General features: G+C 70.2%; 11 protein-coding genes. 5 read left to right on the forward strand and 6 right to left on the reverse strand.

The window, feature by feature from the left end:
* Window positions 1-162 precede the first annotated feature (162 nt).
* A complete protein-coding gene (locus tag AC069K_RS10565; protein WP_478614403.1) occupies window positions 163-771 on the reverse strand; it encodes a hypothetical protein in 609 nt (202 codons plus the stop codon).
* Between the two features lie 321 nt (window positions 772-1,092).
* Between AC069K_RS10565 and AC069K_RS10570 the strand changes: the two genes are divergently transcribed.
* The gene (locus AC069K_RS10570; protein WP_478614406.1) at window positions 1,093-3,378 is read left to right on the forward strand and encodes an MMPL family transporter; all 2,286 of its coding nucleotides are present in this window, start codon (window positions 1,093-1,095) and stop codon (window positions 3,376-3,378) included.
* 94 nt (window positions 3,379-3,472) lie between these two features.
* Here the strand turns inward: AC069K_RS10570 and AC069K_RS10575 are convergent, their stop codons facing one another.
* A complete protein-coding gene (locus AC069K_RS10575) occupies window positions 3,473-11,149 on the reverse strand; it encodes an SDR family NAD(P)-dependent oxidoreductase (RefSeq protein ID WP_478614409.1) in 7,677 nt (2,558 codons plus the stop codon).
* Between the two features lie 431 nt (window positions 11,150-11,580).
* On the opposite strand from AC069K_RS10575, the gene AC069K_RS10580 reads away from it, so the two are divergent.
* Complete coding sequence (locus AC069K_RS10580; RefSeq protein ID WP_478614458.1) at window positions 11,581-13,260, forward strand: serine/threonine-protein kinase; 1,680 nt, start codon at window positions 11,581-11,583, stop codon at window positions 13,258-13,260.
* A 34-nt stretch (window positions 13,261-13,294) separates the two neighbouring features.
* Here the strand turns inward: AC069K_RS10580 and AC069K_RS10585 are convergent, their stop codons facing one another.
* A complete protein-coding gene (locus AC069K_RS10585; RefSeq protein WP_478614412.1) occupies window positions 13,295-15,433 on the reverse strand; it encodes a CHAT domain-containing WD40 repeat protein in 2,139 nt (712 codons plus the stop codon).
* A gap of 21 nt (window positions 15,434-15,454) precedes the next feature.
* Window positions 15,455-16,150, reverse strand: coding sequence for a tetraspanin family protein (locus AC069K_RS10590; protein ID WP_365114139.1), 696 nt, complete (start codon window positions 16,148-16,150; stop codon window positions 15,455-15,457).
* Window positions 16,151-16,292: 142 nt separating this feature from the next.
* Here AC069K_RS10590 and AC069K_RS10595 point away from each other — a divergent pair, with 142 nt between their 5' ends.
* From AC069K_RS10595 to AC069K_RS10605, 3 genes are all read left to right on the forward strand, one after another.
* Window positions 16,293-16,610: a CU044_2847 family protein gene (locus tag AC069K_RS10595; RefSeq protein ID WP_365114137.1), complete on the forward strand. Its 318-nt coding sequence runs from the start codon at window positions 16,293-16,295 to the stop codon at window positions 16,608-16,610.
* Window positions 16,611-16,983: 373 nt separating this feature from the next.
* Window positions 16,984-17,748, forward strand: a complete 765-nt coding sequence (locus AC069K_RS10600) for an SGNH/GDSL hydrolase family protein (protein ID WP_365114135.1) — start codon at window positions 16,984-16,986, stop codon at window positions 17,746-17,748.
* A gap of 966 nt (window positions 17,749-18,714) precedes the next feature.
* Window positions 18,715-19,083, forward strand: a complete 369-nt coding sequence (locus tag AC069K_RS10605; protein WP_365114133.1) for a MerR family transcriptional regulator — start codon at window positions 18,715-18,717, stop codon at window positions 19,081-19,083.
* Between the two features lie 68 nt (window positions 19,084-19,151).
* Here the strand turns inward: AC069K_RS10605 and AC069K_RS10610 are convergent, their stop codons facing one another.
* Both AC069K_RS10610 and AC069K_RS10615 read right to left on the reverse strand, forming a co-directional pair.
* Window positions 19,152-19,571: a spore-associated protein A gene (locus AC069K_RS10610; RefSeq protein ID WP_365114131.1), complete on the reverse strand. Its 420-nt coding sequence runs from the start codon at window positions 19,569-19,571 to the stop codon at window positions 19,152-19,154.
* Window positions 19,568-20,032: a hypothetical protein gene (locus tag AC069K_RS10615; protein WP_478614421.1), complete on the reverse strand. Its 465-nt coding sequence runs from the start codon at window positions 20,030-20,032 to the stop codon at window positions 19,568-19,570. The genes AC069K_RS10610 and AC069K_RS10615 overlap by 4 nt, the downstream gene beginning before the upstream one ends.
* Window positions 20,033-20,242: the final 210 nt, after the last annotated feature.

Below are 20,242 nucleotides of genomic sequence, written 5' to 3' on the forward strand. Positions count from 1 at the left end.
TCCCGTGTGTGGGGGGCCTGGGGCGCCGGCCCGGAGAACCGGCATTCAACGTGCCATGCAACGTGGCATTCAACGTACCGGCCTTTTGGTCGGCGCAGCGGAAAACGAGACCGGTGACCACGGCCCTGCCCCGCCGCTCGGGGGCAGGGCCGTCCGGTGGGGTCAGGCGACGGAGAGGCGGCCGCGGCCCTGCACGTACCCGACGCCGCTGCCGTAGCACCGGCGGACGTCGTTGGTCGGTACCGCGACACCGCTGAACGGGTGGCCCTGCATGAGGCCGGAGACGATGGTGCCGGAGAGGAAGGAGTCCAACGGCGTGTATCCGCGCGAGCCGTTGCTCGCGGGGCGCAGTGCGGAGCGGCCGACGATCCGCCCGCTGCGGTGGGGGCCGGAGTACCAGGTGATGGTGCCGCTGCCCCTGATTCCGGAGGCGCGGGCACAGCTCGCCCGGCCGGTACCGCTCAGGGTCAGTTGGCCGGACCGGATACGGCTCTGACGTCCGTTCGGCGAGGAGCAGTTGTTCAACTGGGCGCTGCCGCGGGCCGAGACGGAGCGGGGAGTGCTGGAGACGGCGGGGGAGAAGGAGATACGTTCACCCGGACCCGTGGTGAGGGTGCAGGAGAGCGTGCTCTGTGAGCGCATCCCGGATGCGCCGGATACGGCGGTGGTGGACACCCGCGACTCGGCCTCGCTCCCGGTGCTGAACGTCAGCAGCGTGAGGAGCGTCGCTGTGGCGACCGTGGCGGAGCGGAAGAGAGAAGTCCTGCGCATGAAGGGGGTTCTCCTTGCTGGTGTTTCGTGCCTGACGGAGCTTCCGTGCCGGATCGCGTGGCGACCTCCACGCGTGCTGTGCTGGGCCGTCGTGCGGTCATCCGGCGCTGTGGAGACGCATGGCAACGTAGCTCGTTCCGTATGAGTAGCGGTATTTCATCACTCGTATGGATCAAGAGGTGTTTGACCATGACGAGTCGGCCTCGCCAGGGTTGTCCTGGTTGAGAGAAAGGACCCGTCATGCGATGGCCTCACGTCCTGCGGTCGCCGTCAGGTTCCGCGAGCGGAGCGCCATCGCCTGCTGACCGGGTGCGCTGGGGCGTGCGTCACCCCTGGTGGGTGCTTTCGGGGGCGCTGGTCATCGGCTTGATGCTGGCGCTCGCCGCCGTCGCGGCCCCCGTACGGCTTTCCAACGGCGGCTATGTCGCGGAGGGAACCGAGGCAACGCGGACCGAGGCCCAGCTCCACCAGCGCTTCGGCGCCGGCATTCCCGACCTGGTGCTCCATGTGAGGGCGGACGCGCCCGTCGACGACCCGGCCGTCACGCGCGCCGGACGCGCTCTCACCCAGGAGGTCGGGCGGCGACCCGGAGTGGGCGAGGTCCTCTCGTACTGGTCTGTCGGGGACAGCCGGCTCCGCAGCAAGGACGGGCGGGCCGCGCTGGTCACCGTCGATCTGCGCGGGTCCGAGGACGAGGCCGCGCGACTGGCCGCCACACTGGTCCCCCGGCTGACCTCCAAGTACAGCGGGCACGACGACGGGCACCAAGGACGCGAGGGAAGCGACGAGAGTGACGGCAGCGACGGGCCCGGACGTCTTCGGGTGTCGGTGACCGGCCCCGCCTGGGTCATGGCCCAGGCCACCCAGCTCAGCCGCCAGGAGCTATGGCAGTCCGAACTCATCGGTGTGCCCGCCGCGTTGCTGATCCTGCTCTTCGCGTTCGGGTCGCTGACGGCCGCGCTCCTGCCCGCCGCGGTCGGTGGCCTCGCGGTGGCCGGCACCTTCGCCGTCCTGCGGGTCCTGATGAACGTCATGCCGCTGTCGGCGTTCGCGGCCAACATCACCACCGCACTCGGCCTCGGCCTGGCCGTGGACTACGGCCTCTTCGTCGTCACCCGCTACCGCGAGGAACTGGCCGCCGGGGCAACCCCCTTCGAGGCCGTCGAAACCACCATGCGCACGGTCGGCCGTACCGTGCTGTACTCGGCGGCCACGGTCGTCGTCTGCCTGAGCGCACTCCTCCTGTTCCCCCTGGGCTTCCTGCGGTCCCTCGCGCTCGCGGGCATCAGCGTGGTGGTCCTCGCCGCGGCGACCACCCATCTGGTGCTGCCCGCCCTGCTCGTCGTCATCGGGACCCGTATCGACCGGGGTGATCTTTTCGCTCCCCTGCGCAGGATCACCGCGCGGCGGTCACCCCTGTGGCTGCGGGTGGCTCGCCAGGCCACCACCCGGCCGGTGCTGGTGGGCGGCAGCGCCGCGCTCGTCCTGCTCACGCTCGCCGTTCCCTTCGCGCACGTACGCTTCGGTGTCGCCGACCAGCGTGTCCTCCCGGCGACGGCCGAGTCCCACGCCACCGCCACCCGGATCGAGGAAGAGTTCGCCCTGCCCTGGACGCGGACCCTGTCCGTGCTGCTGCCCGACGCGGACGTGATCGACCAGGGAGAGGAACTGGACCGCTACGCGCGCGCGGTCTCCGCCCTGCCAGGTGTCGGTGCCACCGCCACGGCCCTGGGCACGTACAAGGACGGCCGGCTCGACTCCGGTCCCTCGGCCGACTCGCTCATGTACATCACCCAGGGCGCCACCTGGCTCGCCGTAGCCGCCGACGGACCCCCGAACCGGGACGAGAGCCTGGTACGGGAGCTGCGCGCCCTGCCGTCCCCCGGCCGCCACTACGTCTCGGGCCGCCCCGCGCGCGTACTCGACACCAAGGACGCCGTCCTGCGGACCCTGCCGTGGGCCGCGGGCATCGTCGTCGGCAGCACTCTGCTGCTGCTGTTCCTGTTCACCGGCTCCGTACTGATCCCCGTCAAGGCCGTCGTCATGGGCGCGTTGAGCCTGAGCGCCAGCTTCGGCGCCATGGTGTACGTGTTCCAGGACGGGCACCTGCGGCATCTGCTGGGCGACTTCACGGTGACCGGCGAGCTGGAGACCTCCATGCCGGTCCTGGTGTTCGGCGCCGCCTTCGCGCTCTCGGTCGACTACGAACTCTTCCTCATCTCGCGCATCCAGGAGGAGTACCGGGCCACCGGTGACCACCACGCGGCGGTGTACGGCGGTCTCGCCCGCACCGGACGCATGATCACCATCGCGGCCGTCATCTTCGCGGCGGCGCTGTTCCCCCTGGTCACCTCGGACATCACACTCCTCAAGCTCATCGGCTGCGGTCTTGCGCTGGCCGTTCTGCTCGATGCCACGGTCGTACGGGGTGTGCTCGTCCCGGCGTTCATGAGGCTGACCGGGCACGCCAACTGGTGGGCACCGCGCCCGCTCGCTGCCGTCCACCGTCGCCTGGGGCTGGACCGTTGGTGCGGCGAGTCACTGCCCCGCACGGGAGCGAGTGTGCCGGGCGCCCGCGCCGGAAAGGCTTCGGACCCGGTCGGCTGATTCCGCCCCTCGGCGCGGGGGACCGAGGGGCGGAAGGACTGCGGCCGCGCCCGGGGACCGTTGCACTGCCCCCGGGAGCGGCCGACGCGCGCGGTCATCCCTGGGAGGAAGCCGCCACCTCGTCATCCGCGACCAGGCCGGAAGCCGGAACCGTGCCGCTCCCGGTCGGCCCCTCGCTCCCGGCCGGTGTCTGCGGGCTGCTCGACAGGCCGAGGCGCAGCAGTACCAGGTGGGAGATGTCGGTGATGGTTCCTCCGCTGCGCAGCAGCTCCAGCGGCGGGATCTCGATGTCGAACCGGGTGCGCAGGGACACCAGCATCTCGGCGAGCATCAGCGAGTCCAGCCCGTACTCGTCGAGTCGGCGGTCGTGGTCGAGGTCCTGCTCGTTCATGTGCAGCACACCGGCCAGCAGATGCGCGAGCGTCCCGGCGACGGCGCGTACGGCGTCCGCCGAGGACATGGCCGCCAGTGCCGCCACGATCTCCTCGCGCGTGTGGTCGGCCTCGTCCATGCGCTCGGGAAGCAGCGTGGAGCAGCGCGGCGCGGCCAGGGTCGGCAGGAGGCTGCGCAGCCGGGCCCAGTTGTAGCGCCCCACGCCCGCCACCTCGGCACGTCGCACGGCCGGCAGTTCCAGGGCGGTGAACGCCTCGCGCAGCGCCACGGGCTCCATGCCCACCGAGGCGAGCGTCGCGGTGAGGTCGTTGCGGGCGACGTACCCGGTCTCCCCGATGGCGCCCCAGGCGATGGCCTGTCCGGCGGCGCCGGACCGCCGCCGACGCCGTGCCAGTGCCTCCAGCCACAGGTTGGCCGCCACGTAGTTGGCCTGGCGGATGTTGCCCAGGAAGGTGGTGCCGGAGGAGTACAGCAGGAACAGGTCCAGTTCCCGGTCGCCCAGCAGACGGTCGAGGACCATCGCACCGGCCATCTTCGGGGCCAGCGCGGCGGCGAACCGTTCGTCGGAGAGCTCGACCAGCAGGTCGTCCTCCAACCGCATCGCACAGTGGACGACCCCGCGGAGCGGGTGCCCGCCCGCGTCGATCCGGGCGAGGATCTCCCGCATCGCGGCCGCGTCGGTGACGTCGGCGGCGTACGCCGTGGCCTGTACGCCGCGTTCGGTGAGACCGGCCAGCACCTTCTCGGCCTCGGGTGACGCGTCGCCGCGCCGGCCCACCAGTGCCAGGTGCCGGGCGCCCCGGCCCGCCAGCCATCCGGCGGTCGCGGCGCCGAATCCGCCCAGGCCTCCGGTCACCAGATAGGTGGCCTGCGGGTCGAGGGCGGGCGCCTGCGTCCGCCGCTCCACGCGTACCGGCTCGTCCAGCGGGTCCAAGGTGACGACGACCTTGCCGACGTGCCGGGAATGCTGCATGAGCTGGAACGCCTCGGCCACCCGTGCCGCGGGGTACACACTGTGCGGCAGCGGACGGTACGAACCGTTGTGGACGCGCTCGGTGACGTCCGCGAAGAGTGCCGCCCCTCGGTCGGGGTCGAAGGCCAGGGTGGTGAGATCCACGCCGAAGAAGCTGATGTTGTTCCGGAAGGGCCGCAGCAGCAGGGGCTTGTTCTCGTAGATGTCGCGCTTGCCGAGCTCGATGAACCTGCCGCCGGGCCGCAGCAGTTCCAGGCTGCGGGTGATCGCTTCCCCGGCGAGCGAGTTGACCACCACGTCGACGCCGCGTCCCTCGGTGACCTCCATGACCTGGACGGCGAAGTCGAGGTTGCGGGAGTCCAGGACGTGATCGACCCCGAGGGTGTGCAGCAGTTCCCGCTTGGCGGGCGTGCCCGCGGTGGCGATCACGCGGGCACCGCACAGGCGGGCGTACTGGAGCACGCCGAGGCCGATGCCGCCCGCGCCGCCGTGGACCAGGACCGTCTCCCCGGCCCTGAGGCGTGCGAGGTGGTCGAGGCTGTAGTGCACGGTGGAGAAGATGACGGGCAGGGTGGCGGCCTCGGCGAAGCCCATGGTGTCGGGGATGTGGCCGAGGGCCTGGGCGGCGGTCAGGGTGTGGGAGGCCAGGGACGCCGGTGCCAGGCCGTACACCCGGTCGCCCGGCCGGAAACCGGTCACGTCGGGGCCGACGGCCGTGACGACCCCGGCGCATTCCAGGCCGAGGCCCACCTCGGTATACGTTCCCTCGATCGCCTCGGCGGGCAGGAGACCGACCGCCTGCATCATGTCGCGGTAGTTCAGGGCTGCGGCCCGTACGGCGATGGAGACCTGCCCGGGTCCCGGGGTGAGAGGAGTGTTCTCGACCCATGCCAGCTGGTAGGACAGGCCGGGGGAGCGCACCTCCAGCGTGAAGGGCTCCTGGGACGCGGCCGTCACCTCGGCGTGGTCGGCGGGCAGTGCCCGCTCCCGGGGTACGAAGCGTCCGCCGCCCGCGGTGATCACCACCTCGGGCTCGGTGTCGTCCGTCAGCAGTTCGCGGGCCACCCGGTAGGCGTCGGTGGCGGTCGTGCCCGAACGGTCCAGGGAGACGGTACGGACCGACAACCGGGGCTCCTCGTTGGCGAGGGTCCGGGCGATGCCCCACACCGCCGCGTCATGGGTCGCCTCGGCCCGCTCCGGCGAAGGCAGGGCGCCGCTGGGCCGGGTCACCACGGTCAGCGACGTCGGTGCGCCGCCGGTGAAGGCCGCGCCCGCCCGGGCGATGGACCGCAGGAGCGCCGCGCGTCGCGTGGTGAGGGCCACGGCCTCGGCCGGTTCGTCCCCGGACACAGCAGCGAGGAGGACGCAGACCTGTGTGCCTTCCTCTCCGAGGAGGTGCGCCCAGTCGGCCGCGTCGTCGTCCGCCATCCGTACCGAGGCCGGGGTGCCGTCCGCGTCCGGTGGCAGTTGCTCGGCGACGGCGGTGGCGAGGGCAAGTTCCCCGGCCGTCTCGGCGGCGACGATCCTGCGGCGTGGCGTCGCCGGCGTCGGCAGGGCGGGCGTCCGGCCGGCGCCCCGGGGGACCGCGGCCAGCAGCACGGAGAAGTCGTCGCGGCAGACGGCCGCGTCGTCACCGGTGCGTACGACGTCGGTGAAACCACACCTGGTGAGCAGTTCCGGCCACTGGTCTCCGGCCAGCAGGGGTGAGCTGGGGCGCAGCGCGTGGTCGGTACGGGTCCAGAACGACTCCAGGGTGCCGAAGAAGGGGGCCAGCACGTGCGGGTCGTGGCTCTCGATGGCGAGCAGCAGACCGCCGGGCGTGAGCAGGGTGGCGACGCGTCGCACCGCGGCTTCGAGGTCGGTGGCGGTGTGCAGCGCATTGGCGGCGATCACGAGGTCGAAGCCCGCCTCGGGCAGTCCCTGCCCCACCGGGTCCTCGTTCAGGTCGAACGTGCGGTAGGTGAGGAAGTCATAGGCCGCGAAGCGCCGTTGGGCGCGGGCGAGGAACGCGGGGGAGACGTCGCTGTAGACGTAGTGGGTGCGCTCGGTGGGCAGCAGGGGGAGCAGGGCCGCCGCCGTGCCGCCGGTGCCCGCCCCGACCTCCAGCACCCGCAGGGGCCGGTCCTGCGGCCAGGTCCGTACCGTCTCGCGGAGGAGTGCCTGTGCGAGACGGTTGTGGAAGCGGGAGGTGAGGGCGGTGTCGTAGAGCTGCTCGACGTCCGTGAGACTGCCGTCGGCCGCGGTGAGCTCCGCGCGGGCGTCGTCCTCGCGGCCCAGGACGTCGCGGGTGCGGCTGATGGCGAGCCGGTTCTCCGTGGAGTACCGGGGGAGCTCCAGGACCAGGGCGCGCAGCAGTTCCCTGTCCTCGAACGTCGAGCGGGTCAGCCGCAGACGGCCGCCGTCCGCCTCCTGCGCCAAGCCGTGGCGGATCAGCTCGGGGACGACCGCCTCGACGAACGGCACGCACCGGGGGTCCATTCCCGCGGCGACGAGGTCGTCGACGCCGAAGGGCACGCCGTGGTCGGGCAGGAGAGCGGCGAAGGCGGCGGCGTACCGGTGTGCGGCAGCGTTCTTGAGGAGGGACTCGAAGCGTTCGTATGCGGCGTCGTGCCAGTCGGCGCGGCAGGCGGCGATGCGGTCGGCGGCCCCCGACGCGATCCGCTGGGGCGTGACCGGCGGCCCGTCGCCCGACCACGGCAGCGCGTCCGGCGCGGCCCGCATCGTGGTGTGATACACCGTCAGGGCGGTACGAGGGGCACCGGTCAGGCGACGGAGGCGGCAGCGCAGCAGCTCGACCGCGACGCGTCCGTCCTCGTCGGTCACCACGATGTCCCAGCACTCCTCGGCCGCCAGGGAGGACCGCCGGCGTACGTGGATCCACCCCGAGGAGGCGGGGGTGCGCCACACCCGGGCGGACCCGATCGCGGCGGGGAGGTAGACCGTGCCCTCCTCCACGGCCGAGCCGATCAGCGGGGCGCCCGCCTGGAGGGCGCCGTCCAGCAGGGCCGGGTGCGCCTGGTACTCCTCACTGGGGGCCTCGTGCCGGTAGGCCGCCACCACCTCCCCGTCCCCCACGCGCAGTTCGCGCAGCACCTGGAAGGCGGGGCCGTACTGCAGACCGGCGCGTCCGACCGCGTCGTAGTGGTCCTTGCCGTCCACCACGCGGTGGCAGCGCGCCCGGACGGCGGCGAGGTCCACGTCGGCGGGTGCGTGGCCGAGCAGGGCCCGCACCCTGGCCCGTACGTGCGCACGCGGCAGGGCGGCGGTCCGTGACTCGGTGCTGGTGATGCTCACCAGCCCGTCGTCCGGTGTGACGGACAACTGGACCCGCACACTGCCGGCGTCCGCCCACGGAACGACCAGAGGGCGGGCGATCTCCAGACAGTCGACCTCCGCCGGGCCGTCGAGGATGAGGCGCCCGGCCGTCATCGCCATCTCCACGTAGGCCGTCGCCGGCACCACCACCGAACCCGCCAGCCGGTGGTCGGCCAGCCACGGCGTCAGCGCGGGCTCGACAGCCCCTTCCCAGGTCGGCACGGGTGAGGGCAGCCGCTCACCGAGGAGGGGATGGTCCAGGCGCCCGGAGCCGCTGGTGCGCAACCACGTCTGCGGGGTGCCGTTCCAGTGGCGCTCGCGCTGCCACGGGTACGCCGGAAGGTCCACCACCCGTCCCCGGCGCGGGAAGTGCACGCTCCAGTCGAGGTCGGCACCCTGCGCCATGAGGGTGGTCACCGCCTGGTGCACCGCCTCGGGACCGTCGGCGCCGCGCCGCAGGGTCGGCGTCACCGCGACCGTGTCCCGGGTGTGGGAGCGGGCGACGCGGTGCAGGTAGGAGCGGAGGACGGGGTGCGGGCCGATCTCCACGAAGATGTCGGTTCCGTCCTCCAGGGCCTTCTCGGCCGCCGCGGCGAAGAGCACGGGTTCGCGTACGTTGCGCCACCAGTAGGCGCTGTCCAGGCGGTCGCCCTCGATACGGTCGCCGGTCACGGAGGAGAACATCGTCACCGTGGACGCCCCGGGCCGCAGTCCGGCCAGTTCCCGGCGCAGGGGCTCGTCGATGGGGTCCATCGCCGCGCTGTGGAAGGCGTAGTCCAGATCCAGCTCCGTGCAGGCGACCCCCTTCTGCCCCAACTCGGCCAGCAGCGCCCGCAGAACGGCTGGCGGGCCCGCCACGGTCACGTCCCGCGCGCTGTTGACCGCCGCCACTTCCAGTCCGGGCCAGGCGGCCAGTTCCTTGACCGCCTCGTCCACGGGCAGTGCCACGGCCGCCATCCGGCCCGTCCCCGCGGTGGCCGCCTGGGTGCGGCTCCGGCCGACGATCACCCGTGCGGCCTGCTCCAGGTCCAACGCGCCCGCGACATGGGCGGCGGCGACCTCGCCCACGCTGTGGCCGAGCACGCTGTGAGGCGTGATGCCCTGTGCCTCCAGCATCCGTACCAGACCGACCTGCACGGCGAACAGGAGCGGCTGGGCCACCTCGGTCAGCGCGAGCCGCGCCCGCTCACCCGGCGCCGCCAGCTCCTCGACCAGTGACCAGCCCAGCAGGGGGGCCACGGCGGCGTCCACCCGCGTGACGGCGGCGCGGAAGACGGCATCGTGCTCCAGCAGGTCGGCCGCCATGCCCGGCCACTGCGAACCATTGCCGGCAAAGACGAACGTGATCCGCCCCCGGGACACGGCCTGGAAGGTGGCGGTGGCGGAGCGGACCTCGTCCCCGTCCCGGGGCGAGGGGACGAACGGTGACTGCCCCGGCCCCTCGCTACCCGGCGCGTCCTGCGTGGCCGCGCCACTTGAGCCGGACTCCTCCGCTCCGGGCGCCTCGGCGGGTGCCTGCGCGCCCGCGACCGCCCGAAGCCGCTGCGCGGCGACCTGGGGCCCGGCCAGGACCACCGCGCGGTGCGGATGCGTTCCCCGCCGCAGGCAGGAGGTGTGGGCGATGTCGTAGAACTCCTGCGCGGTGGCCCCGGCGAGCCGGTCCGCCATCCGCGCGGCTGCCTCGGCCAGTGCCTTCGGGGTACGCGCCGAGACCAGTACCGGAAGTGCCCGCTCGTGACCCGTGGTCCCGTGGCTGCCGGGTTCCTGGCGTGGGGCGGGTGGCGCGGTGGGTGCGGAGGTGAGGACGACGTGGGCGTTGGAGCCGCCGAAGCCGAAGGAGTTGACGCCCACGACAGGACGGCCGCCCGTGTCCAGGGACACCGTGCTGTCGGCGGTCGCCAGGTTCAGTTCCGCGAAGTCGATGTCGGGGTTGGGCGGGGAGGCGTGCAAGGACGGCGGGATCACGCGGTGCCGGAGTACGAGCAGGGCCTTGAGGAGACCGGCGATTCCGGAAGCCGGCTCCAGGTGCCCGATGTTGGTCTTGACGGAACCGATCGGCAGGACCCCGGCGGTGCGGCGGCGGCCCAGAGCCCGGCCGATGGCCCGGCACTCCAGCGGGTCACCGACCAGGGTTCCCGTCCCGTGTGCTTCGAGGTAGACCAGTTCGTCCGGGGAAACGTCGGCCTGCTCGTACACCGAGCGCAGCAGGTCCTCCTGTGCCTCGGCGCTCGGCAGTGCCAGCCCCATGGTCCTGCCGTCGCTGTTGGAGGCGCTGGCGAGGATGACCCCGTGGATCCGGTCACCGTCCGCGACGGCGTCCGCCAGTTTCTTCAGGACGACCAGGCCGCCTCCCTCGGCGCGTACGAACCCGTCGGCCGCCGCCGAGAAGGAGGCGCACCTGCCGCTCGGCGACAACATGGCCGCCTGGGAGAACCCCACGTAGTGATACGGGCTGAGCAGGACGTTCACTCCGGCGGAGAGCACCACCCGGCTGCTGCCGTCGAGCAGGGTGCGGCAGGCGCGGTCCAGCGCCACCAGCGACGAGGAACAGGCGGTGTCCACCGCCATGCTCGGTCCGCGCAGGTCGAAGAAGTGGGACAGGCGGTTGGCGGCGATCGAGGAAGCCGCGCCCGACATGGTGTAGGCGTTGACCTCCTGCGGCAGCATCATCTGCAGGCCGCCGTAGGAGGTGTCCGACACCCCGACGTACACGGCCGCGTCGGTGCCCGACAGGCGCTCGGGACGGATTCCGGCGTCGTCCAGCGCCTCGACGGCCAGTTCCAGCAGCAACCGGTGCTGCGGGTCCATCCGGGACGCCTCCTTCGGCGAGATGCCGAAATAGGCGGCGTCGAAGCCGGTGATGTCGTCGAGGAAACCGCCCGCGGCGGTGTAGCTCTTGCCGGGGCGCGGCATCGAGGTGTCGACGAACCGGGCTGCCTCGAACCGGTCGTCGGGCACCTCACCGACCAAGTCGCGTCCCTGCCGAAGAGCGTCCCAGAGCTGGTCCAAGTCACCGATACCGCCGGGAAGTCGGCACGCCGCCCCGACTACCGCGATGGCCCGGTCCGTTGACTTCGCCTCGTCCCACATGCACAGCCAGCTTTCTTCGGAATTGGAGATGGATGGACCGTCGATAGACAAGTGAGGGACGTCATCTAACGGGCTGTAACCGGACCAGGACAAACCGTCACTAGGCCGTAGGGGTTATCGGTTCGGCTCGCGGCGACCGGGCGAGACGGAGCGCCGGGGCGGGGAATCGTTTCGTCGGTGCAGGTGTACCGAATGGGGGGATGGGGCGTGGGCCGGGGGCGGGTTGGTGGGCGCCCGCCTCCCAAGGGGATGCCATCGCCCGTGCCGAGGGCCGGGCCGTCCGAACCCGCCCGTGCGTGTACCCCTACGCTGGTCCCTGCCAGGCGGCGGATCTTGGGCAGTGCGACATCAAAGGAGCGTGACAGGTGACGGGGGCGAGCGGCGCGGAGCTGGTCGGGGTGGTTCTGGGCGGGCGATACCGCGTGACCGAGATGATCGGACGCGGTGGCATGGGTGTGGTCGCCCGGGCAGTGGACCAGCTGCTGAACCGCGAGGTCGCCGTCAAGGTCGTGCGGGCCTACACCGACGCGTCCCCGGACGAGCTGGCCGATCTGCGGATCCGGATGCAGCGGGAGGCGCAGGCCGCCGCCCGTATCCGGCACGGCGGAGTGGTCACCGTGCACGACGTGGTCGAGGAGCAGGGGCTGCCGGTCATCGTCATGGAGCTGGTCGACGGGCCGTCCCTGGACGACGTGCTCGCGGAGCGCGGCACACTGGACCCGCGCGAGGCGGCCGCGATCGGAGCCAAGCTGATGGACGCGCTCGACGCGGCGCACCGGGCCGGGGTCCTGCACCGGGACGTCAAGCCCGGCAACGTCCTGCTCGAACGCGGCGGCCGGGTCGTGCTCACCGACTTCGGCATCGCCAGCATGGATACCCCCGGCGACGAGGCCCTGGCCAAGCTGACCCAGAGCGGCCAGATCGTCGGCTCCCTCGACTACCTGCCGCCGGAGCGCGCCCAGGGCCGCGAACCGGGTGCCGCGTCGGACATCTGGGCGCTCGGCATGACGCTGTACGCAGCGGTGGAGGGCTCGTCGGCCTTCCGCCGTACGTCGGTGTTGTCCACGTTGGCGGCGATCGTCGGCGAACCACTGCCCGAGCCCCGGCGGGCCGGACCCCTGACCCCGGTGCTGCGGGCGCTGATGGCGAAGGATCCGCTGCACCGGCCCGACGCCGGGCAGGCACGCGAGATGCTGGAGGCGGTCGCCGAGGGCGGGACCGTGAATCCGGGGCCGGGGCCGGGTCAGGCGCAGGCCGTGCAGCCCGAGGCCGCACCGGGGTTCGGTCCGGCCGCCGCGCCGTTCTTCCAGCCGGCCCCACCTCCCGCCCCGCAGCCCGTCGCCGCCTACCCGCCGGTCGACGCCTACGGCGCCTCTCCGCAGCAGGGTGGCGTGCGGCCGGGCATGACACCGGGTCCGCACATAGGGCACGCCGGACACGGCAGCCACTCCGAGACCGCTACGGCGGTGGTCCGCGCGCGGCGCCGCCGCACCCGTACCGTCGCCGCGGTGGCGGCCGCCGGCGTCCTGGTCTGCGGCGGAGCCGCCTACGCGCTGGTGGACATGCGGGCCGGATCCGGGGGCAGCGAGGCGAACGCGGCGCATTCCCCGGTGAGCACCCCCGCCGGAGGTGGCCTGCCCGGTACGACCGAGGGCCCGACCTCCCCGGGAGACCTGACGACCCTCAACCCCAGCGAGAGGCCGTCCAGTACCGCGTCGAAGAAGGGCGGGGACCGGGCGGCATCTCCGACGCCGAAACCCGGCAAGGACGGCGAGTCGCCCGCGGCCCCGTCCGCGTCACCGAAGGCCAAGCCCAGCCCGACGGTGAAGGAGCCCGTCCCGGTGTCGACGACATGCACCGGCTGGGCCCACTCGAACCGCAGTGACGGCTACGGGTACGCGTCCCAAACCACCCACCTCTACACCGGACCGTACGCGGTGTGCTCCTATGTGACCGTGGTCAAGACAGGGGTGAAGGTCTACTACCACTGCTACGTCACCAATGCCCAGGGCAACAAATGGATCTACGCCCGAATCCAGGGCACGTCCACCGAAGGCTGGCTGTTCAGCGGCAAATCCACACTGAAGGCCGGCACGCTGGCGCGCTGCTGAGTGAGCGTGGGACCAGGACACGTCGCCCGGGTGGTCATCCGCCGGCTTCGGGAAGCCGGGTGCTGCGTACCACCTTGTCCTCACCCGCGCTGGCAAGGAACCGGCAGTCGGGATAGAAGGCCAAGGTGTTCACCGAGCGGGCGTGCCGGAGGCTGAACACCGACTGCCCGGTGTCGGCCCGCCACACGCACACGGCGCCGTCTTCACTGCCGGTCGCGATCAGACTGCTGTCGGAGCTGAAACCCACCGCTCTCAGACCGCTGCTGTGCTCGACGTGGAAGAGCGGTGTCCAGGTCTCCGTCTCCGTTACCCGGGCGAAGTGGTCTTCGCTGCAGGTGGCGATCTTCTTCCCGTCCGGGGAGAAGGCGACCCCGAGGACGAAGTTCCTGTGCGTGATCTGGGCCTTCTGCAAGCCGCTGGCGATGTCCCAGACATAGGCCTTGCCGTCCTCGGACGCCGTGAGCAGCAGACGTCCGTCCGGGCTGAACTTCACGTCCTTGATCGCGCGGGCATGGCGCAGGTGCCGAATCCGGTTCCCCGTGTTGAGATCCCAGACGGAGGCCGTCGCATCCGCACTTCCGGTGGCCAGGTATTTCCCGCTGGTGTCGAAGTCGACGGCGTCGACGAAGTGGTTGTGGGCGAGCTCTGCGACCATGGTTCCGGTCGTCGTCTCCCAGATGCGTGCGAGATTGTCCGTACTGCCGGTCGCCAGTCTCCCGCCGTCGGGGCTGAAGGCGACCGCGTTCACCATCGTGCTCCATCCGCCGAACGGGTGCTCCCACGTTGCCTGACCGGTGATCACGTCCCAGACGCGCACGCGCTTGCGGGCGCCCGTGGCGAGCAACCGCCCCTGCGGATGGACGGACAGACCGACCACCCACCGCCCGGTGTCGATCTCCGGGCGTGGCGCGATGCCGGGGGAGGGGGAGGTCGTCGCGGAGGGGGGCCCGGTCTGTCGAGCAGGCTCTGGACCGCCCGGTGCGGGGGCAGGTTCGTCGATGGCCTTGCCGTGGTCCGCTTCCCGTTGAATCTCGTTGATCTCCTCGACCACATCCTGCGGGGGAGTGGGCCGCCGCGGTGAGGTGAGGTCGAAGAGCTGGGCGTCGCCACTGCGCTGGTACAGGACGGGCGTGAAGTACTCGAGACTGTCGTCCTTGTCCGCCCGCAGTGCGATGCGGGCCGTGCGCACCGCCTCGTCGACCGGGCGGTTGGCGGCGAGTGCCTGGTAGAAAGCCCGGGAGAAGAGGACGGCGGCTTTGTCGGTCACCGCGAACTGCATGGCCACCACGGCCGGCACGGTGTACTCCAGCTCGGCCGCCGTGCTGGAGAAGAGGTCCTGTGCGTGGGACGTCCCCGTTTCGCAGCTGTTGAGCACGACGAGGCGGGGGGCGGGTTCGGCGATGCTGATCAGCGAGCCGAGGGCTTCGGCGTGCAAGGGGTCCTCCCGGCCCTGTTCGTCGGCGAAAACGATCATTCCTTGGCGCCGGGCCTCGTCGAACCTTCCATGGCCCACGAAATGGAAGATGTGGCATCCATGGAACAGTGCGGCGAAGAGATGCTGCTTGGTCTGGCCACGCACCCAGTCCAGTTGCACCATTCCCTCATCGATGAGGGGCTTGAGCGCGGTGCTCAGGCTCTCCTGTTCGGCTTCCGCGTCGAGTGCCCCGAGCGAACCGGGGAGGGACACCATGCCCAGGATGCGCAGGGGCGGTTGTACGCGCAGCGGTGACACCGGTTCCAGGATGTCGACGTAGCGAATGATGGGGTGATGCAGGCACAGGTAACCACCGAGCTTTGGGTCGTGCAGGAGTTCCCAGGGGAGGGCGGCGAGTTCCGGGCAGCGGACCCGGAGCACCATGCGCAGCCTTCGGTCATGCTCGCGTGCTTTCTGTCTGCTGGAGAGATAGAGCGCTCTGATGGAACCCTGGAACACCGCGTCGAACAGGATGCCGCCGACCTGTCGAACAGGCACCTCCATCTCGGTCCCTACGGCGGCCCGTGAGCGCACGGCTGAACCGAGAACCGCCGCCTGGAGAGAAGGCAGTCGCTGCAGCAGCTCGTCCGCGTCGATGTTGGTGACGGTGTGGTCCTCGCCGCACGGCGACGACACCTCGATGCGGTAACCACCCGGTGCCTCGCTCATCTCGAGCACGAAATCGAAGTCCGCCGCCATGGCGCCCTTCTCTCCGCGGGATCAGCGCCCCGCTGCGGCGGTCTGCGACGGGGTAGCGGGTGTGGCGCCCTCGTCCCCTACAGGCTGCGAGGTTTCGTTGACCCACTTGATGAATTCGGGGAAGTTCTTCGGGTCGGTAATGGAGGCCGAGACGATGACGTTGTAACGCCGGTCTGTGTACACAGCTACGATGGAGTCACCAGACGTGTAGCAGGCGTAATCGCCAATGATGACGGACTGATCGTTGGTGTAATAAGTCTGATGGCTCCCCTTTTTGTAGTCGTCCATCGTCTGGCACTGATTTCCCGAGAGGTCTCCCGGCGCAGTGGTTTTTAGCCAGTGCATCTGCATGTCGTCGACACTGGGGAAGAGGATGTAGTAAACGTATTCTGGGGTGCTGTTCTGCGTACTGCAGTCCACTTCCACTGCCCCCTTGGGGGACTCCGTTGCCTCGGTGCAGTTCAGGTCCGCCTTGACGCTGGAAGGGATATGTTCCTTCACGTCTGCCACCGACGGCGCTTTCTTCGACTCGGTGGTCGACAATCCCCACATTCCGCCTGCCAGTAGCAGTACGCCGAGGATGGCAAGCACAATCCGCGGTGCCCGATGCATCTTGGGGATGGTCATCAGGCGGCGAGAGATTCCGCTCCCGATCAGAGCGAGTGCCAGCAAGGCAACACCGATGACGATAAGAGCGATCTTGACGACGAGTGGCATCGCACATCTCCTTCGGGGGTGAGGCCGAATTCAGTGCGGTCGAGATCCCTTGCCCTCTGCTCGCTGGGGCAGCCACGCTCCGGAAATATGAGAACCGTCAACCATCTGGCGCTGTCCGGTAGTTCGTGGTAGTTCATAGTTTATGACCATTATGGAGTTCCTGCTAGACGACGGCAGTGCCGTGCTCGTCAGGGTCTCCGAGGGGCAGGCGCCGGGTTCCGTGCTCACTCGGAGTGCGTCGGCTACGGTGATCGAGAAGGCGGAAACGACGTTTGATTCGGTCATGCACGCTGTGCGGGGCGTGGCCCGTAGCGTGGCCGGTCAGATCGAGGACCTTGTGGAGCGGCCGGACGTCCTCGTGGTGGAGTTCGGCGTCGAACTGAGCGCCCAGGCAGGAGCGATCATCAGTGCGGCCGGGGCTTCGGCTCAGTTGAAAGTCAGCCTGACCTGGAACAAATGACGCAGTGCTGAACGAGTGCCGCGGAGGCCGACGGTCCGGAGCGCTTGCTGCTCTGGTTGTCTGCGGTCCGTCACCCGGGCGACCGCGCCCGGCGGCGCAACCGCGGAGGTCTGCGTAGCGTGAGGGCATGTCCGAGCATGTCCCCGGACAGTCGGTCGGTGCTGTGGCGCTATCCCGTTCTCGAAACCTCCGGCTGGTTCACGGGCTGCCGCCTCCTCGGCGGGGTGTCCACCCGGATCCGGCGGTGACGAGGGTACGGCCACGAGGAAGCTTGGGCCCGTCACCGCGGACGCGGGCCGAAGGGCCCGGCCCCACACTCCGGCGCTGACCGCCCCGCACGTCGTATGCCGGTCCCGCGTCCATAGGGAGGATCATGTCCCTGGCCCACCCCGCCCGTACCCCCGACATGGTGAACATCATGATCGTCGGCGACTCGATCAGTCATGGCAGCAGCGGTGACTGGACCTGGCGCTACCGGTTCTGGAAACACCTGCACGAGCACGACGTGAGCATCGACCTCGTCGGTCCCAAGGGCACCCTCGACAACATCCGCACCGCCGAGGTCGGCGACGACGACGCCACCTACGCCGAACCGGAATTCGACCCCGATCACGACGCCCAGTGGGGCCGCCCCTACCTCTCCGAGAAGGACGAGATCGAGGCCAAGGTCCGTGAGCACCGCCCCGACTACGTGCTGGTGCTGCTCGGCATCAACGACTTGTTCTGGTACGGCGTCGAACCCGCGCAATTCGAGGCCAATCTACGGGAGTTCATCGCCGGAGCCCGCCGGGCCGAGCCGCACGTCACGATCGTCCTCGGCACCATCCTGCAGTGCGCCAAGGCAGTCGACGATCGCGACTTCGGTGCCCGGCTCGACGCCTGCAACGACCGGCTGCGCGCGGTGGCCGACGACCTCACCACTCCGTCCTCCCCTGTGGTGATCGCCGAAACCGCGGCGGAGTTCGTCGCGGCGGAGCACACCTGGGACGGCACCCACCCCAACCCCAACGGCGAGATCCGTATCGCCGCCGCTTTCGCCGACGCACTCGCGGACCGCTTCGGTATCGGCGTCCGCTATCCCCGCCCCTATCCGGACGTTCCACCAGTCGCTTCGCAGGCCAAGGCGCCCATCGACTGAGACCCGGGCTCCACGGACACCGGACACCGGACACCGGACACGCCGAGGTCTTCACCCGGTGGAGGCCGCCGTCTGTGCTTGTCGCGTTCGAGGTCGGCTACCTGATGACCTGACGCCCAAAAATCTATGCTGGCCGGAGTAGACATTGGGCGCTGGTGTGGTTATGGTTTCTCTCGTAACGCAGAGAGACGCAGGGCCCGGCAGAGACGAACTGCCGGGGAGCAGTACCGCAGTACAGGTAGTTGCAGTACAGGCAGTTGCAGTGTGTAGGGCGGTGCGGTGGTGGAGTGTCGAAGCCAGAGTGGTTGCGGGACGGCGACGGGACTGGCTACCGGACCGGGTGGCCCGCGGTGATGAGGGGCCGTCATCAGCAGTACCGCAGGAAACAGTGGTAGATGCAGTGCGCAGTACACCGCAGTGAGGTGCAGTTGAGTGGTATCTCGGTGAAGGCGTCGGCTGCGGGCGCGCGCACCGGGGAAGTTCGGCAGTGGGGTTCCAAGCCGGAGCAGATGCAGGACGGGCGACGGGGCTGGCTGCCGACGCGCGGCGCTGGTACAGGCCGCATGCAGGACGCAACACCAGCAGGACCAGCAGTTCGCAGTACAGCAGTAAGAGCAGTATCCGCATCACCAGTAGTTCGCAGTACCAGTAGGCAGTACCAGTAGTAGGTAAGTGATTGATCCCAGAGGGAAGAACGGAGGGATTGGACGCCATCAGGATCGCCCGGGCTGGTGTTACGGAGTCCGGGTACCGCAGGACATCGATAGTGAGGTGGTCTCCGGTCAAGCAACCGCGATCCCCGTATCCCCGGCAGCTTCTCGGTCGGGGTGGCGGAAACAGAAGGCCGGCGCGGTATCAGGGCCGGCAGATGGTGTAGCAGTTCCTTCGGGGCCCGGGTGCCGGTACGGCACCCGGGCCCCTCCATGTGTCCCGTGTTGCATGTCCATGTTGCATGAGAGAGGTGCAATGACAGCAGACGTCTCGATCAGTCGTCTCGATGATGACGACTACCCCGCCTACACCATGGGCCGGGCCGCCGAAATACTCGGTACCACCCAGACCTTCCTCCGCGCCATCGGCGAACACCGCCTCATCACACCCCTGCGCTCGGCGGGCGGCCACCGCCGCTACACCCGCCACCAGCTACGCATCGCCGCCCGCGCCCGCGAACTCGTCGACCAGGGCACCCCCATCGAGGCCGCCTGCCGCATCATCATTCTCGAAGACCAGCTCGAAGAAGCTCAGCGTCTCAGTGAGTGTCTGCGCGCACAGCGCGGCGAGAGGCGGCCGACGCGCACGGCCGTTCCAGTGACCGGAGGGCCGCCAGGGGGTTGACGTTGCCGCCCAGGATGCAGACGGCCGGGCGGCAACGTCGGGAGCGCCGGACCTCAGGGAGGCGCACCTCAGCCGCAGTGGCCCGGGCCCCGCGTGGCTGACTCGCTGCCGATGGTCCCGCTGAACGCGATGCAGGTATTCCGGCCGTTGATGTACACGGGCCCGGCGTAGGTCGTGAAGTAGCCGCTGTCGGTGGCGCCGGTCCAGTCAGCGGTGCGGGTGATGTACGTTTCCATCCACACAGCCGGACCCGAGGTATTGCGTACCGCAACAGCACAGTTCTTGCCGACCGACCCGTTCCAGGTCAGAAAGACCGTGCCCGCGGTACCGATGGGCGCAGACTCGACGACGCTGTAACCTGCCCCGCACGCACCGTTGTACGAGGCGGCTTGCGCGGTCGCGGGGAGCGCCAGCATTCCGGCACCGGCCAGGGCCAGCGTGCCGAAGATGGTTCCCAGTCGTCGTGTGCGACGCGAGAGGCCCTTCATCGGCCGCTCGCCGCTTCGGTGGCGGGCGGCCTGGTGGTGGCGAGCGCCAGGCTCCCGCAGTGCCCGTATCCGGAGTTCCCGGCCCACGTTCCGACCTGACCGTTGAACTGCACGCAGGTGCCGGGTGCGTGCAGGTAGACCGGGCCCGCGTACTGGGTGAAGTCCCCGTCGTCCCACACGCCGACGCCGTCGCTCTGCCGGAAGAGGCCCACGTACATGAACTGGCGGGTGCCGCTGCCGGACTTGGGAACCGTGTAGGCGCAGTTCATTCCCGTCGCGCTGCTGTAGTAGAGGTAGGTGTAGCCGGTGTAGAACTCCAAGGTGTCGATCTTGGTGCCGGCGCAGACGGCGGCGGCGTGTGCGGCGCCCGCGCCACCCATGATCAGTCCGCCGGTGCACAGGGCCAGGGTGGCGGCCGCCGCCGCCACCCTCTCTGCAGATCTTTGGAACAGGAAGTGCACGTTGATCTCCTTCGATGGAGATGGGCATGCCTGAACCAGCTCAGGATCTGCTGTTGGAGAGGAATAAACAGCGCGAAAACGCGTCAAACGGCGCGAGAAGAACCAACGAACGGGCGCGGGGGGGGGGGGGGGGGGGGGGGGGGGGGGGGGGGGGGAGGGAAGGCGGAAGCCGTGTTAGCTATGTCCACAGCTGGGGTGCGATGGCTGGCT

It is taken from the genome of Streptomyces sp. NPDC043908, assembly GCF_056435525.1.

What these genes read in the sequence shown, in the direction of transcription:
- AC069K_RS10565 (WP_478614403.1), bottom strand. Translation starts at nt 771, where the DNA reads ATGCGCAGGACTTCTCTCTTCCGCTCCGCCACGGTCGCCACAGCGACG.
- AC069K_RS10575 (WP_478614409.1), bottom strand. Translation starts at nt 11,149, where the DNA reads ATGTGGGACGAGGCGAAGTCAACGGACCGGGCCATCGCGGTAGTCGGG.
- AC069K_RS10580 (WP_478614458.1), top strand. Translation starts at nt 11,581, where the DNA reads ATGATCGGACGCGGTGGCATGGGTGTGGTCGCCCGGGCAGTGGACCAG.
- AC069K_RS10585 (WP_478614412.1), bottom strand. Translation starts at nt 15,433, where the DNA reads ATGGCGGCGGACTTCGATTTCGTGCTCGAGATGAGCGAGGCACCGGGT.
- AC069K_RS10590 (WP_365114139.1), bottom strand. Translation starts at nt 16,150, where the DNA reads ATGCCACTCGTCGTCAAGATCGCTCTTATCGTCATCGGTGTTGCCTTG.
- AC069K_RS10595 (WP_365114137.1), top strand. Translation starts at nt 16,293, where the DNA reads ATGACCATTATGGAGTTCCTGCTAGACGACGGCAGTGCCGTGCTCGTC.
- AC069K_RS10600 (WP_365114135.1), top strand. Translation starts at nt 16,984, where the DNA reads ATGTCCCTGGCCCACCCCGCCCGTACCCCCGACATGGTGAACATCATG.
- AC069K_RS10605 (WP_365114133.1), top strand. Translation starts at nt 18,715, where the DNA reads ATGACAGCAGACGTCTCGATCAGTCGTCTCGATGATGACGACTACCCC.
- AC069K_RS10610 (WP_365114131.1), bottom strand. Translation starts at nt 19,571, where the DNA reads ATGAAGGGCCTCTCGCGTCGCACACGACGACTGGGAACCATCTTCGGC.